The following is a 14,477-nucleotide window of genomic DNA, read 5'->3' on the forward strand; positions in this document are numbered from 1 at the left end:
AAAAACGATGACAACTTTGATATTATCGACAGCGGCACTTTCTAACTCTTACCACTAATATCATCTAGGCAAAAAAAAACTCCCGTAGACCCATGAGACTACGGGAGTATGAACACAAGCGAATAATGAAAAATATCGCTTGCAAGTCTCTGACTATATTGAAAAACTTTCAATTCTTAACTGCTTGCACACGATTATTTAATAGAATCGTACTCCATAATGCCGCCACCCCAAACATCATTGTTGACAATATAAATTGCCCGGAAACAAAAGCGACTATACCTAAAAATGATACAGAACCGATAAATACATCTTTTTTTAATTCGTTCATTTGCGCCACCTAATATAAAAAATAATAATTAAAAATTTAATAGTTTTTAAATCATCCCAAATCTTCAATGCCCTGTTCGAAAACGTGGCTTAAGTAAAACCTAAAATCGAATCATCCGCCACCGGCAATCGATAAATTTTGAATAGCTATCGCATTATTTTACTTTCAAAAATATCCAGATCTACTGTAACCCTGATTAAATCTGGAGTTTGCTTATTGATGTTTATTGCGTTTTAAAACACCAAGTCAAATATGTGAATATATTCACAATCGAACGTCCACACTCAGTCTAGCTGCGTCAGAACCCCGTAAGCACCCGAAGTTGAAGTACACGAACACGGGCTTATAATGCATCCACCAACCCACGGAGCTTTTATGAAATTCAGTTCACGATTTAGTTTGTTTTTGTTGATGTTTGACTTAGCCGCCTGCTCCAGCGCCTATTACAGCGGCCTGGAGAAAGTTGGCATACCCAAACGCGAAGTGATGGTGCATCGCGTGGAAAAAGCCCGGGATACTCAAGAGGAAACCAAGCAACAATTTAAGTCGGCGCTCGAACAATTCACCGTGATGACCAATTTCAAAGGCGGCGATTTGGAAGCCACCTACAACAAACTGAACGGTGAATATGAGGCCAGCGTCAAGAAAGCGGCGGAAGTGAACAAGCGCATCGCTGATATAGAGGACGTCTCCAACGCACTATTCAGCGAATGGGAAACCGAACTAACCCAATACAGCAATGTTTCACTAAGACGGAACAGCCAGCAAAAGTTGACGGCCACCAAAGCGCACTATCAACAATTACTAGCGGCAATGCGCAAAGCCGAAACCAAAATCGAGCCGGTACTCAGCGTATTTCGCGATCAGGTGCTGTATCTGAAACACAATCTGAATGCCCAGGCCATTGCTTCGCTAAAAGGTCAGCTGGACTCGGTTAAATCGGATGTATCGGCTTTGGTTGTGGAAATGGAAAAGTCGATTAACGAGGCAGATGCGTTTATCAAAACGATGGAAAAGCAGTAACGATCCGCGATTGAATTATTACGGCCAAAGCTAAGCGGAACAAAAACTTACCCTCTCCACGGAAAGGGTAAGACGCACAATTTCAGAACCTTATTCCTGATGAGCGAAACGCTTCCGCTCCTCGGCACTTTTACCGAGAGCCTTCGCCATCCAAGGCGGCGCAGCGTCAAACACTTTCTGAAACTCAGTGAGTTTCTCCACCGCATCGATCACATCGGGTTCCTTGATCGGATAAATATCGGCACGGATCACCTTGGCGGCCGCCGGCCCACCAATGGATTGCACAAACAATACGTGGCAATCCTTGATCATATTGGCCCGGAACAGATTTCTGTCGTCGGCGCTGTCGGCTTCCACTGTCGAGCGAATATCGATCAAGCGCATATCAGATCGGGACAATTGGTAGACCAAAAACCGGATGCAGGAACCAAAATGACCGTTCAATAGCTGCCCGCTATTGGAGGCAATCGCCACCCGGATCGACTCCGGAATATCACCCTCTTTATAAGGCATGATTTCCGGCAGCCCCTCATCTTCGTCTTCCTCGCCCCACAAATACCGGACCGCCAGCTTGATGTTTTCCAAACCGATGCCAATATCTTCGCCGTCTTCCTCGCCATCCAGACTTCCGATGCCGGTCTTCAGATTGGTAACGGTAATCGATTTCAGTTTTTCGTCATCCAACGGCGAGCCGACTTTTTCGTGCAACACACCGATCAACTTCGGTACATCTACTCCCGGCAAAATCCGCGAAGCCAGTGCAATACGCAAAGCCAGATCTCGTGATAATTGTTCCATAGCGTCACCCTTAAAGTTTGTACTGTTCTTTCCAGTCGGCATAGCCGCCGGCCATGCTGTAGACCTGTTGAAAACCAAAATCGCCGAACATTTCCGCCAAATGCTCGCTGGCATGGCCGTAATAGCAATAAATCAGCAAAGGTTTGGCCTTGTCGGCTTTTTTTAACAGCGAATCGCGCAATTGCTCGTGGACATGCATGGCATTGTCGATATGCCCGGCCCGATAATCCTTGAGATCACGGCAATCCAATATCATCGGTTGCTGTTCAGCGATCAGCTTTTCGGAATCGACAGCGGAAATAGTTTTAAAATTTTTCATGGCGCATTCCCCAAAAAAGGTCCGCGGAACCCAACTTAAACCGGCCCAACGGCTAAATCTTTCTTAACCTCAATAGTTTGCGATAAAGCTGTCTCCAAACTGATCGACTCGGCTTTGATTTTATAGCCCTTGGCTGCCTCATATGCAGTGATGACCTTGTCTTCGCCGGATTGGCCTTTCAGATCGGATTTTTCGATATAAAGCTCTTCCAGCATCAAATTCCAAACCATGCCTTCCTGATGCGGCAATAAATTGAAGACAACGCCGTCTAAAACGATTTGCGTTGGTTTGGCGATGTTTTGCACGTAAAACAGCGTGACGGTTTCAGGAGTCAAGGCATCCTTATATTTTTCAACGAATACCGGCAGATCCTCCAATTGGAAAAACAAGCCGTTGATAAACAGAATTTTGTCGCTGTCGGCTAATATCGCTGATTGATTGATCACCAGCTCCGGGGTTTTCCGGTCACGAATATTCGTCGACCCTTCACGCAACTCGCCTTCGACCAACACCAAGTCGCCGCGAAACGCCGAAATGCCGGCTTTGCTGGTTTTGCCAACTAAGGTAGTGATCCATAAAAGCCCTTGGCTGTCGTATTTTTCAAGTAGCATCTGCTTAAATCCCCAATGAAAGGTAATGAATGAAAAGTCGTTAACAGCATGCAAGCAAAACACTTGCCAGGACGACTAAAACCACACCAAACCCATGGTTGAGACGGTTTTTGCTTGGTTTTCTGATGGGAATCATTCGCGGAAACCGGCAGTTTGGCGGCGAAGCGACCCGACAATGTCGCAAACGCGACAATTATCGAATGATGATTATTTAAGATTTGTAGGATTTATAACGAATATCTTTATCGGCCTAGCTAACAGTCGCCGGTAGGCACCAATGCAGCCAAGATCACAGCATTACTCTTAAACACGGCTGTCGCATTGGCGCCCGGTTTGAGTGTAAGAGCCTCAGCGCTAATCTGGGTGATAGTAGCGGCAATGGTTTCGCCACTGGGTAATTGGATAATCACTTCAGAATCCACACCATCAAAATGGATGCGAATCACACGACCAGCCAGACGATTCCGCGCCGACAATCCATGAAACCCAAGATCATCATCACCCAACACCAAAATATCCGGCGCATTGACCAATAACACGGCGTCGCCGCCTACCTTCAATTGCAAATTTACACATGTTGCCAACGGCACACTGGCAACAACTTGCTCTCCCCCCTTCAATGACACAAATACTTCGACGTTTACTGCGCCAGAATGGATCTTGGCAATCGTTCCGAACAGCTGGTTTCCGGCACTGGTTTTAATCACCTGACGTTTCAACAAAAGCATTACATCCGGATCGTCGATCAAGCTTTGATTGAGCTGCTGCAAAAGGGCGCGATGCTGATCCTCTAGGCGGGCAAATAGCTTGAGCAAGGACAAACCCGCCGCCGTTAGCTTGGTACCGCCTCCCTTGCTGCCGCCCGTCGCGGTGGCTACTAAAACCTTCGGAGCCAGATTATTTGCACGCTCTATCATCTGCCACGCACCTTTGTAGCTTAATCCAGCCTGTTTGGCGGCTTGATTGATAGATCCGCTTTGCTCTATTGCCCGTAGCAAGCTGATCATGCGCCGATCCAAAATGCCGGCTAGACGCAATTCACCTTCAAGCCAAGGGAGTTCTAGCGCCTTTGGATTTTTCTCTGGTGTAGACATTATTCAATTATTTATCTGATTTGAACAAAACGGATTGGCAACAAACACTATTTCCCACATTGAAATAAGTTATTTTTGTTTTTCGTTATTTACTTTTGTACATAACGAAAAGTAGACTGCCAACATTCCTTGGCCGCGATGAACACCATAGCAAAGTCATACAAAAGCCAGGACATTATCATAAACCCAAGGCATTTAACCCGCTTAATAGGTAAACCATGGCCCCCAAAAACCGTTATCGCAAAGTCTGTTTTCTCACGGCAATGAGTGTGATCACAACGAACAGCCTCTATATTGACGTAAGTGAAGCGGCGGAAAATAAAACCTACAGCAGGCCACCCATGGCCGCATTTTCCAGTCAGATGCAGGACGCCCTGCTGGGCAACGATAAATTCGAAAAGCCGGTCTGGAATCTGCACGATGCGCTAAATCTGCCAAAATGGCTGGATGCGTCTGTAGAGCAACGCACCCGTTACGAAACAATGGACGGCAACTTCAAGGCCAACGGCCGGGGCGGAGATCAGCAAATCGCCTTGCAAACTGCACTATGGCTACAAGCGCACATCGCTAAATTCAGGATAGGTGCGGAATTTCTCGATGCACGCGCCTTGGGCGCCGATAGTGGTTCCGGCGTGAATAACACCCACGCGGATGCAGCGGACTTTATTCAAGGTTATCTGGCCTGGGCAGATCAAAACCTGTTTTACAGCGGCATCGGCGCTGAAATTGTGGCGGGGCGGCAAACGCTGAACTTGGGCAGTCGCCGCTTAATTGCCCGCAATGCGATGCGCAACGACATCAACAGTTTTACCGGCGTAAAACTCCGGCTGCTGAATTACGATCAATGGCAATTTACCGGCTTTGTAACGATGCCGGTCAACCGCTACCCGACCGCTTCAGCTGATATTCTCAACGAGGTCCACGAGTTCGACGAAGAAGACACCCACACCTGGTTTTCCGGCGGCTTTTTGGAACTGTACAACTTGGCCTGGGGCGTCAACAGCGAAGTTTATCTATATCATCTCGACGAAGGCGACAGCATCCGCAACCCCACCCGCAATCGCCGCTATTTCACACCCGGTGTGCGATTTTTCCTGAAACCCAAGAAGGCCAATTTCGACTTTCAAACCGAAACAATCGGCCAGCTAGGCACCGTCCGTTCCAGTACTGCCGCCAGCAATGGCCGCGATTTGGAGCACGCGGCCTGGTACCAACATGCCGATTTCGGCTATACCTTCGATGCCCCTTGGTCACCGCGTTTTGCGTTGGAATACGACTATGCCAGCGGTGACGAAAACCCAAACGACAATCAAGACCAACGCTTCGACACCTTGTACGGCGCACGGCGCTTCGAGTTCGGCGCGACGGGTATGTATGGCGCATTCGCCCGCAGCAATATCAGCACGCCTGGTTACAGAATCGCCGCCGCGCCGCGCAGCGATGTGCAGCTTGGACTGAGTCACCGTTTCTATTGGCTGGCATCGGCCAGAGACAGTTGGACGGCGGCCGGTTTGCAAGATAGCAGCGGCCGTAGCGGCGATTTTATCGGCCAACAATTGGAATTGACTGCGCGTTGGGATTTCAACAGCAGCCTGAATTTCGAAACCGGCTGGGCACATTTGTTCAAGGGCGAATTCGCCAAAAACGCACCGTCGGCACCGACTGTTAAAGACGACGTCGATTACGTTTACGTGCAGAGCCAATTACGGTTTTAAACGCTTTATCATTAAGGAGAAATAGCATGTCGTTTATCGCTTTAAACCGAATTATTCTGGCCCTATCGCTGGCCGCGCTAAGCGCGATAGCGCAAGCCGAAACGACTTTAGTCGCGGTGGCGGCTAACTTTACCAAGCCAATGACGGAAATCGCCGAGGCGTTTGAAAAAGCCAGCGGCCACAGTGCCAAGCTTTCCTTCGGATCGTCCGGCAAATTCGTCGCCCAATTTGAGAACGGCGCGCCGTTTGAGGTGTTTCTATCGGCTGATGACAAAAGCCCGCTGAAACTGGAGCAATCCGGTTTGGCGGTGGCCGGCACCCGCTTTACGTATGCCATCGGCAAGCTGGTACTGTGGTCCAGCAACCCTAGTTATGTGGACGAGCAAGGCCAAATTCTCAGCAAAGGTGACTTCAAACATCTGGCTCTGGCTGATCCGAAACTGGCACCTTACGGCGCAGCGGCAGTGGAAGTCCTGAAAAGCCAAGGTTTATTGGAAAAACTGCAACCCTTATTCGTGCAAGGCGAAAACATCGCCCAAACTCATCAATTTATCAGTACCGGCAACGCCGAGCTGGGCTTTGTGGCTTTATCGCAAGTGATCGAAAACGGCAAAATCGGTTCGGGCTCCGGCTGGATCGTCCCGAAAAATCTGCATACTCCCATTCTGCAAGATGCGGTGCTGCTGAAAACCGGCGCCGAAAATCCGGCAGCGCAGGCTTTGCTGGCGTTTCTAAAATCACCGTCGGCATTAGCGATCATCGAGAAATACGGCTATGCCTTACCGGCTGTCAATTAATTTTCCACGCAATACCGTTATGAGACGGACTCCCCCCACACTTCACGAGGAATTACTATGAAAACCAGCGCACGTAACCAATTTTCCGGCACCGTTAATCAAGTCATCATCGGTGCTGTCAACGCCGAGGTACATGTTGGCTTAAAAGGCGGCGAAACCATCGTCGCCTCGATCACCAAAGAATCCGTTGAAAACTTGGCCATCGAAACCGGCAAGAAAGTCATCGCGTTGGTTAAAGCGCCACAAGTGATCGTCGTCACCGATTTCGGCGGTTACCGGATTTCGGCGCGCAACCAGCTGGAAGGCACGATAACTGACGTCAAGCCCGGCGCGGTCAACACCGAAGTGGATATTGCCCTGCCCGGCGGCGACAAAATTGCGGCTACCGTTACCAACGATAGCGTGGAAACCCTGGGGCTGCGTAAAGGCCAAACGGCCACGGCAATATTCAAGGCCGGCGCGGTGATTCTTGGCGTGCAAGGCTAATAAAATGCGCGACCCGGCCACCAAGCCGGGTTGGCTTTAACCACCGGAGGTGGTCATGCTGCTGGAAATGAATGTCAAACTGCGTCGCGGTCATTTCGACCTCAGCACGCAATGTTCGGTGGGCGACATCAGCGTTGGCCTGTTCGGGCAATCCGGCGCCGGAAAAAGCACCTTACTGGGCTTGATCGCCGGCACTATCCAGCCGCAAAGCGGGCATATCGCATTGGACGGCAAGATTTTGTTCGACAGCCGCAAAGGCATCGTAATGCCGCGCGAACAACGGCCGATAGGCGCTGTATTGCAAATCGATTGCGCCGACGCCGGCGAAACCGTGCGCGACAATTTAACCGCCACTTATTACCGAACCCTAAAACAGCGTCGGCTATTCAAACCGGACTATCTAATCAACTTACTGGAACTGGGCGCCAACCTGGATCAGCCTATCGAACGGCTCTCGGTTGGTGAGCGCCAGCGCGTCGCGCTAGCCCGTTCCCTGCTGAAATCGCCAAAACTATTACTGTTGGACGAAACCTTGGCCGCCATCGGCCATGGTTACCGCTCGCAACTGCTGCCGATTTTAAAACGCCTGCAAGACGAATTCGGCTTGCCGGTACTGTATGCCAGCCAGTCGCTGGGCGAGATTCTGGAATTGACCGATCAGCTGATCGTGCTGGAACATGGTCAGGTGCTGCGCAGCGGCTCCTTGCGCGAAGTGGCCAAACAACAAGGTATCTTGCGTTACCTTGGTATTCGCCAGATCGACAACATCTTGCCGATCAGTATCCGCAGTCACGATGTCAAGGCGGGTTGCAGTATGGCGGACAGTTTCGGTCTGCCGCTGGCATTGCCTCTACGCCCCCAGTTTGCAATCGGCAGCCACAGCCAGGTATCGATACGCGCCAACGACATCGCTCTGTCTCGGGCCTACATTGATGGCATCTCCATTCAGAATCAACTGAAAGGCCGGATCTGCGCGATCATTCCCAGCGGCGAAAGCCTGATCGTGCAAGTCGATTGCGGGGGGACTTTATTGGTGGAAATTACGCCGGGCGCCTGTCAGAGCATGGCGTTGCGGGAAGGCGACGTGGTGTATTGCCTGATTAAAACTCACGCCATCGTTTATTTGGCCGAGATGGACACCCTACCCTACCAACGCATTGTCAGCCACGGCGACGGCTACTATTATTTGAACAATGCCGACGTCGACACCCAAAGTGTTTTGGAATACCGCTACTGAATTCGGCGGTTTAAACGGCACCCAAACTGTCGCTGAGAAAAGTATCTAACTGTTGTAGCGCGATTGCTTGCCCCGCTGCAACGGCATGGTCTGCGGCAAGGTTATAACCCCAGAGGGCGAGGAATAATTTCACATCCGCCAACTCCGGATGTTTTTGCACCCCATCGAGTGCCGGTAGGCGATCCTCAGTGAAATAAATCGGCTGGCCCGGATGCTGAGCTTTCAATCCTTTCAGAACGTCAGGTTTGCTGAGCTTGCGGTCCATCCCGAAAATCCTCTCGTCGGCCAATTCAATGTTGTTGGCTCTGAGGATTTCCTTGACGAAGCGTTCTTGCTTGGTCGTAATCACACACCACAAATGCCTCTGGCCCAAGCGCCGCAATTTTTCCGCAACCCCCGGATACAAAGGATTCTTGGCTATCCAATCGGCACGATCACTAGCAATCCAATTGTCGCGAGTATCACCGAACAGCTTTTTCAAATCGTCGATGCTTAAATGGATTTCATCCAGCATCCGTTGCACTTTAGCGGCGTAGTTGGCGTAAATAGCGGCAGTGCTTTTGCCCAAATACATGAGGCGGATGATCAGAATAGCTTCGTAACCCGTCTCGATAATCGGTCGCACTTCGCGAAACTGCTCAACGATAGCCTGCGGTACCGCGTCAGGCATGTCTTTCCAAATAGTAGTGCCGGCTTTCCAGCCGGTGATCGCGGTTTCTACCGCACTGTCGCAGACAACGCCATCAAAATCCAGTGCATAAATAATCGAATCGTTCATTTGAAAGGGAAGCTAAGGTTCACGGAAGATGGCGACTATTGTAACGGATGGCGCGGCGGATAATCTTGATTGCGTCGCAAATCCCGCCAGGAATCGTGCCACTCGCAATTATCAAAACTAGAGTCGATGCCGAGTGTGATTCAGTCGCGTAACTACCTGCACTCGCCTTTGACTGGTCCAATTCTGGACTGTGTCGATTTTGCTGTCTGCCTGAGGTTTGAGCAAATATTGCGCCGGAAGTACGCGATACGAATCCCCTGACGGATAAGCTTATTTTGTCACCTGTATACTGACAGTGCCTGAATTACCAGATGTATCAGTTGCAATCGCTTTGATAACATGGTTGCCTGCTGAGATTTTTTTGGCGTTCCAGTTATAACTCAAACTACTGCTGGTCGTGGAAGCAACCAACTTGGTATCGATATAAGTCTGCACCTTGGCAACAGCGACATTATCTTTTGCCGAAACAGAAACCGCGACCAAACCACTGACTTTAGCCCCGTTCACTGGGTTAGAAATATTAACCGTGGGTGCGATCAAATCAGCAGTGGCTGTATTGCCAGTAGTGCCGCCGGTAGCATTTTGATTCTGTACGCTAACAGCCACGACAGCAGATGAACCCGTATTGCCAGCCAAATCGATTGCGGCAGCAGTTAGGCTAACGTTGCCATTGGCTAGACTACTGGTATCCCAACTAAATTGATAAGGCGCGACACCGTCGGTTCCGACCAACTTGCCATTGGCAAAAAGCGAGACTTGGCTGACGGACACATTATCGCTAGCGGACACCGCTACAGAGGCCAACCCACTAACCACACTACCGGCACTTGGCGACATAATAGCCGCTGTCGGTGCTTGAGTGTCCACTGAAACGGTATTGATAGCTGTTTTTATTGCATTAGCCGCGTTGATTCGCCCATAGCCGTAGTTCAAGTCAAAATTAACACCGGAGACCTTATCGGCAGAACTTTTCAATATTTTCTCGACATTGTCAGGCGTAAGTTTGGGATTGGCTGCCTGAATCAGTGCGACAACACCAGCGGCAACAGGAGTGGCGAGCGAAGTACCGTACCAAGCAGCATAAGTTCCGCCTTTATTGGTCGTCGCGATGGATACGCCCGGTGCGGCAACATCAATGTATTTACCGAAATTCGAGAAGCTTGCTTTCACATCGTTGGTATCTGTAGCGGAAACAGCAATCAGATTTACATTATCTGCAAACCCAGGGTCCAAACCATCATTGCCGGCAGCCACCAATACCAAACCGCCTTTACTGCGCATGTATTGAGCAGCAGAGACTACTGCAGCACTATCGCTTGCGGCATAGCTAAGGTTAGCGACATCAGCACCATTATCCGCAGCCCAGCTCAAGCCTCGTGCAACATCACTCCAATAGGCATAACCACTGGCATCATTTGTAATTCTGATAGGCATGATTTTGGCGTTCCACGCTACGCCTGCCACACCACTGGCATTGTTGGTAACAGCAGCGGCGGCACCCGCCACGGCAGTACCATGTCCATTAATGTCAGTAGTCACCGAACCACTATCTACCGCGTTCCAGCCAGGCACTATATGTGCCGCTAAATCTGGATGTGACCCATCTACCCCACTATCAAGTATCGCAATGGTAATGCCGTCTGCTTTTGAGACATCCCATGCGTTAGGGCTCTGAATTTTAGACAAATGCCAGGCGTTGGCAAATTGTGGGTCGTTCGGAATAGCACTCAATGGCACAGCCATATCGAATTCGGCAAATTCGATATGGGGATTTTTTGACAAGGCCCGCACCACAGCTACTTCAGCATTTTCCGGGACATTGATGACATGAATAGCCGAACTACCGATCTTTTCTGCAATATTACCGCCGTTGAAATGAAGCACTTTTTCAAACTCGGTTTTTGGTAACCCTGCCTTGGGTTGAACTAAAATCTGTCCCGATTTCCACGTTTTGCCGGCTGGTAAATTCGTTGCGGTATTCGGAAAAGCTTGCCCATAAGCAAATCCGGTAGGCAAACTGAACAAACTGACAACCACAACATCCTTAACTCTTAACATTACAATCCCATTCATATAACAAAGAGGCCATTGTAAGAGGCTTAGGGCAAATACTTTATTAAGAGCACATTAAAACTTCTGGGGAACATACGCGAGTTGTCTCGCAAGGATTTGTTTAGCCGACTTGTACAATAAAAAACAGGGGCGGAATACACCCCTGTTTTTTATTGCCTTTACGATACCGCCAACAAAACTGTTGGCAGTTTTCCGAATACGAAGGCTACTTACTGACGAGAATACTGACGGTACCGGTTTTATTGGCGGTATCGGTGGCAACCGCTTTTATCGAATGGCTGCCGGCAGCCACTTTCTTGACATTCCAGCTATAGCTCAAGGTTTTGTTAGTCGTAGACGACACCAGCTTGTTATCGATATAAAGCTGCACTTTAGCGACGGCAACGTCGTCATTAGCAGCAGCAGAGATACTCACCACGCTACCACTCAGTTTCGCACCGTTAATCGGGTTAGAAATAGTCACGGTTGGCGCCGCTTGATCCGTGGTGCTTACCGTGGTTTGATTTTGTACGTTCACAGTCACGGCGCTTGATGAACCTTGGTTTCCGGAAGAGTCAGTCGCCACCGCCGTTAAATTGATATTGCCGTTTGCCACAGTCGTGGAATCCCAACTAAATGTGTAAGGCGCAGTGCCATCTGTTCCGACCAATTTACCGCCTGCGTAAAATGAAACCTGGCTTACGGCGACATTATCGTTAGCATTAACGGCCACAGAGGCCAAACCACTTACCACAGCGCCAGCGGTTGGAGATGAAATGGCAGCGGTCGGCGCGAGAGTATCTCTAGCCACTGTATTGAGCGCTAATTGCACAGCGGTGTTAGCATTGATACGTCCATAGCCATAGTTTGGATCAAAATTAACGCCGGATACTTTATCGGCAGAATCTTTTAGCACTTTTTCAACATCCGCAGGCACCAAATTGGGATTTGCCGCTTGAATCAACGCGACCACACCCGCCGTGACCGGGCTAGAAAATGAAGTTCCGTTCCAATTGGCATATCCGCCACCTCTGAGCAGGGTGGCAATAGAAGTGCCGGGAGCGGCGACATCAATAAAGGCGCCAAAATTGGACCAACTGGCTTTCGCATCATTCCAATCGCTTGCTGAAACAGAAATCATGTAGGGATTATCGGTATATCCGGGATCGACTCCGTCGTTGGCGCCTGCAACAACCACTAATCCGCCTTTGGCATTCATATACTGCGCTGCCGATGACACGGCCGAACTAGCACTCACACCGTAGCTAATATTCGCGACATCGGCACCATTATCTGCCGCCCAACTCAAACCCCGCGCTATATCACTCCAATAAGCGTATCCCGTAGAATCGTTAGTAATCCTCACCGGCATCACTTTAGCATTCCAGGCCACGCCGGCAACCCCCACAGCGTTATCGGTGACAGCCGCTGCAGTACCGGCAACAGCCGTACCATGACCATTGATGTCAGAGGTATCTGAGCCGCCGTCCACAGCATTCCAACCCGGAATCATATGATTGGCCAAATCCGGATGCGAACCATCAACACCGCTATCCAATACTGCTATCGTAATACCATCGGCTTTGGAAACATCCCAAGCCCCAGGCATTTGTATTTTTGCTAAATGCCACGCCCCGGCAAAGTTCGGATCATTCGGGGTAGTCGTGCTCATGGGCTGAACCATATCCAACTCAGCGAACTCGATATGGGGATTTTTTGATAGCGCCCGCACCACCGCTTCCTCCGCTTGCTCTGGAACGCTAACGATATGAACCGGCAAATTACCGATTTTTTCACTGCTTTTACCTTGATTGCCACGCAGAATTTTTTCAAACTCCGCATCCGACAAACCGGCATTGGGTTTAACTAAAATTTGCCCTGGTTTCCAGGTTTTGGCGACGTTACCAGCGGAGGCTGGCAACTGTTGCATATCCTGGTTTATTAGCAAAATTTCCTGGTCGAGCAAGTATTTATCAAGATAAATGATTGCAGGCACTGCCAGCAACGCAACGCCTAAAGTGATGTATAAATTTTTTTTGTTCATGACTGTTCCCCTCGTTTTTATTTTGAATGTCCAAATCTTAAACACCTCATCCTTGGCTTCTTGCCTTGAGGCTTTCTGAACGTAAGCTAATTTGAATGTTATGAATCAGCTTTCTGCTTGGAAGAAAGTCTAAAAAAACTGGGCTGCCATTACTGTGACTTTGCTTTCAGAATCACCATAACAACAATGGGGTAACACCTGTTGCTAAAGCTACCAGACAATTTCTGGAAAAAAAAACGCCGGTTTAACCGGCGTTTTTTAGGTGTGTAAACAAATCGGACAATCAGACTTTGCTTTTACGTGACAAACCCATGCCCAACAAGCCCATGCCCAGCAAAGCTAAAACGCTTGGCTCGGGCACGCTGCCTTGACCACCGCCACCGCCGTCGCGTGTATAGTTACCGATCAGGAAGCCACTATCCGAGCAACCTGCACAACCCGCCGTACTTAGTGATTGCAAATGCGCACCCAATTGACCGGCAGGTAACGTAGCTTCCGAGCTCTGTAGTGCTGCTGCGGAATAAAAGTCATCCAAAGTCCAATTACGGTTTAAGGTTGCGGTAAACGACAAATTCACGGCATTAGTGACGTTGTTTCCGTTACCTGGCGGATCAACAGCTTCAAAAAGAAACGTGGGATTGAAGTTCCCTCCACCTAGTGTCGATGCTGGACTGTTGATAACCCAACCCGCTGGCGAAAACCCACCAAAAAGAACATTTGCAGCATTAACCGAAGATCCCAGATTGAAATAAAACTCATCGAGCTTTGCATTTGGATGCAGAGGCGAAGCGATATCCACTGTCCAAGTAGCTACAGTGTCAAGGACATTTATGCCGACGTTGATGAACAGGTTATCCGGATTATCGGTTCTTGGATCGCCTGTTAGGCTACCCGCTACGCTAAATGAGGCCGCTTGAGCGCCTCCTCCGAAAATTGCGGTTGACGATAAAAATCCCGCCAACAGTATGTGTTTAATCGCTTTGGTTTCCATAATTCCCCCTAAATATAAAAATCTGTACAATCCTTTTGAATACTTTCTTTGGTTAAGTTTCCGTTAGGCATGCCACGAAATCATACAATTATTAAGCAAATAAGAAGCCAAGAATAATTTAAATTTATAAAACAATTGCTTAAACAAAAATCATCCTATCGAAACAATTTCAACCACCACGACCTGTAAATTTTTACGTCA

At 49.2% G+C, this 14,477-nt stretch carries 14 protein-coding genes; 5 read left to right on the forward strand and 9 right to left on the reverse strand.

Annotation, left to right across the window (positions count from 1 at the left end):
- Window positions 1–169: 169 nt before the first annotated feature.
- On the reverse strand, window positions 170–331 hold the full coding sequence (locus QLH52_RS08410; RefSeq protein ID WP_165385922.1) for a hypothetical protein: 162 nt from the start codon (window positions 329–331) through the stop codon (window positions 170–172).
- A 375-nt stretch (window positions 332–706) separates the two neighbouring features.
- On the opposite strand from QLH52_RS08410, the gene QLH52_RS08415 reads away from it, so the two are divergent.
- Complete coding sequence (locus QLH52_RS08415; RefSeq protein ID WP_319961222.1) at window positions 707–1,354, forward strand: DUF2959 domain-containing protein; 648 nt, start codon at window positions 707–709, stop codon at window positions 1,352–1,354.
- 90 nt (window positions 1,355–1,444) lie between these two features.
- On the opposite strand, the gene QLH52_RS08420 is transcribed toward QLH52_RS08415, so the two are convergent.
- The 4 genes from QLH52_RS08420 to QLH52_RS08435 form a co-directional block, all read right to left on the reverse strand.
- Window positions 1,445–2,152 (reverse strand): dinitrogenase iron-molybdenum cofactor biosynthesis protein, encoded by a 708-nt coding sequence (locus QLH52_RS08420; protein ID WP_033157020.1) that lies wholly within the window; start codon window positions 2,150–2,152, stop codon window positions 1,445–1,447.
- A gap of 10 nt (window positions 2,153–2,162) precedes the next feature.
- A complete protein-coding gene (locus tag QLH52_RS08425) occupies window positions 2,163–2,471 on the reverse strand; it encodes a rhodanese-like domain-containing protein (RefSeq protein WP_319961224.1) in 309 nt (102 codons plus the stop codon).
- A gap of 35 nt (window positions 2,472–2,506) precedes the next feature.
- On the reverse strand, window positions 2,507–3,082 hold the full coding sequence (locus QLH52_RS08430) for a hypothetical protein (protein WP_101051838.1): 576 nt from the start codon (window positions 3,080–3,082) through the stop codon (window positions 2,507–2,509).
- Between the two features lie 254 nt (window positions 3,083–3,336).
- Window positions 3,337–4,176: a TOBE domain-containing protein gene (locus QLH52_RS08435; RefSeq protein WP_171696338.1), complete on the reverse strand. Its 840-nt coding sequence runs from the start codon at window positions 4,174–4,176 to the stop codon at window positions 3,337–3,339.
- 341 nt (window positions 4,177–4,517) lie between these two features.
- Between QLH52_RS08435 and QLH52_RS08440 the strand changes: the two genes are divergently transcribed.
- Genes QLH52_RS08440 through QLH52_RS08455 form a run of 4 tightly spaced genes read left to right on the forward strand, consistent with a single transcriptional unit; the run spans window position 4,518 to window position 8,411 of the window.
- Window positions 4,518–5,891 (forward strand): alginate export family protein, encoded by a 1,374-nt coding sequence (locus tag QLH52_RS08440; RefSeq protein WP_319961225.1) that lies wholly within the window; start codon window positions 4,518–4,520, stop codon window positions 5,889–5,891.
- Between the two features lie 26 nt (window positions 5,892–5,917).
- Window positions 5,918–6,688 (forward strand): molybdate ABC transporter substrate-binding protein, encoded by a 771-nt coding sequence (gene modA, locus QLH52_RS08445; protein WP_319961226.1) that lies wholly within the window; start codon window positions 5,918–5,920, stop codon window positions 6,686–6,688.
- Window positions 6,689–6,745: 57 nt separating this feature from the next.
- Window positions 6,746–7,174, forward strand: a complete 429-nt coding sequence (locus tag QLH52_RS08450) for a TOBE domain-containing protein (protein WP_033157025.1) — start codon at window positions 6,746–6,748, stop codon at window positions 7,172–7,174.
- Window positions 7,175–7,229: 55 nt separating this feature from the next.
- Window positions 7,230–8,411 carry a molybdenum ABC transporter ATP-binding protein gene (locus QLH52_RS08455; RefSeq protein WP_319961227.1) on the forward strand — a complete coding sequence of 394 codons (1,182 nt, stop codon included), beginning with the start codon at window positions 7,230–7,232 and terminating at the stop codon, window positions 8,409–8,411.
- A gap of 10 nt (window positions 8,412–8,421) precedes the next feature.
- Here the strand turns inward: QLH52_RS08455 and QLH52_RS08460 are convergent, their stop codons facing one another.
- From QLH52_RS08460 to QLH52_RS08475, 4 genes are all read right to left on the reverse strand, one after another.
- Entirely contained in the window at window positions 8,422–9,189 is a 768-nt protein-coding gene (locus QLH52_RS08460; protein ID WP_319961228.1) for an HAD family hydrolase, read from the reverse strand.
- Window positions 9,190–9,459: 270 nt separating this feature from the next.
- Entirely contained in the window at window positions 9,460–11,247 is a 1,788-nt protein-coding gene (locus QLH52_RS08465) for a S8 family serine peptidase (protein ID WP_319961230.1), read from the reverse strand.
- Window positions 11,248–11,467: 220 nt separating this feature from the next.
- The gene (locus QLH52_RS08470) at window positions 11,468–13,285 is read right to left on the reverse strand and encodes a S8 family serine peptidase (RefSeq protein WP_319961231.1); all 1,818 of its coding nucleotides are present in this window, start codon (window positions 13,283–13,285) and stop codon (window positions 11,468–11,470) included.
- Between the two features lie 283 nt (window positions 13,286–13,568).
- Window positions 13,569–14,276, reverse strand: a complete 708-nt coding sequence (locus tag QLH52_RS08475) for a PEP-CTERM sorting domain-containing protein (protein ID WP_319961233.1) — start codon at window positions 14,274–14,276, stop codon at window positions 13,569–13,571.
- Between the last annotated feature and the right edge of the window lie 201 nt (window positions 14,277–14,477).

It is taken from the genome of Methylomonas defluvii (assembly GCF_033949435.1).
GTDB lineage: Bacteria > Pseudomonadota > Gammaproteobacteria > Methylococcales > Methylomonadaceae > Methylomonas > Methylomonas defluvii.

What these genes read in the sequence shown, in the direction of transcription:
- QLH52_RS08410 (WP_165385922.1), bottom strand. Translation starts at nt 331, where the DNA reads ATGAACGAATTAAAAAAAGATGTATTTATCGGTTCTGTATCATTTTTA.
- QLH52_RS08415 (WP_319961222.1), top strand. Translation starts at nt 707, where the DNA reads ATGAAATTCAGTTCACGATTTAGTTTGTTTTTGTTGATGTTTGACTTA.
- QLH52_RS08420 (WP_033157020.1), bottom strand. Translation starts at nt 2,152, where the DNA reads ATGGAACAATTATCACGAGATCTGGCTTTGCGTATTGCACTGGCTTCG.
- QLH52_RS08425 (WP_319961224.1), bottom strand. Translation starts at nt 2,471, where the DNA reads ATGAAAAATTTTAAAACTATTTCCGCTGTCGATTCCGAAAAGCTGATC.
- QLH52_RS08430 (WP_101051838.1), bottom strand. Translation starts at nt 3,082, where the DNA reads ATGCTACTTGAAAAATACGACAGCCAAGGGCTTTTATGGATCACTACC.
- QLH52_RS08435 (WP_171696338.1), bottom strand. Translation starts at nt 4,176, where the DNA reads ATGTCTACACCAGAGAAAAATCCAAAGGCGCTAGAACTCCCTTGGCTT.
- QLH52_RS08440 (WP_319961225.1), top strand. Translation starts at nt 4,518, where the DNA reads ATGGCCGCATTTTCCAGTCAGATGCAGGACGCCCTGCTGGGCAACGAT.
- modA (WP_319961226.1), top strand. Translation starts at nt 5,918, where the DNA reads ATGTCGTTTATCGCTTTAAACCGAATTATTCTGGCCCTATCGCTGGCC.
- QLH52_RS08450 (WP_033157025.1), top strand. Translation starts at nt 6,746, where the DNA reads ATGAAAACCAGCGCACGTAACCAATTTTCCGGCACCGTTAATCAAGTC.
- QLH52_RS08455 (WP_319961227.1), top strand. Translation starts at nt 7,230, where the DNA reads ATGCTGCTGGAAATGAATGTCAAACTGCGTCGCGGTCATTTCGACCTC.
- QLH52_RS08460 (WP_319961228.1), bottom strand. Translation starts at nt 9,189, where the DNA reads ATGAACGATTCGATTATTTATGCACTGGATTTTGATGGCGTTGTCTGC.
- QLH52_RS08465 (WP_319961230.1), bottom strand. Translation starts at nt 11,247, where the DNA reads ATGTTAAGAGTTAAGGATGTTGTGGTTGTCAGTTTGTTCAGTTTGCCT.
- QLH52_RS08470 (WP_319961231.1), bottom strand. Translation starts at nt 13,285, where the DNA reads ATGAACAAAAAAAATTTATACATCACTTTAGGCGTTGCGTTGCTGGCA.
- QLH52_RS08475 (WP_319961233.1), bottom strand. Translation starts at nt 14,276, where the DNA reads ATGGAAACCAAAGCGATTAAACACATACTGTTGGCGGGATTTTTATCG.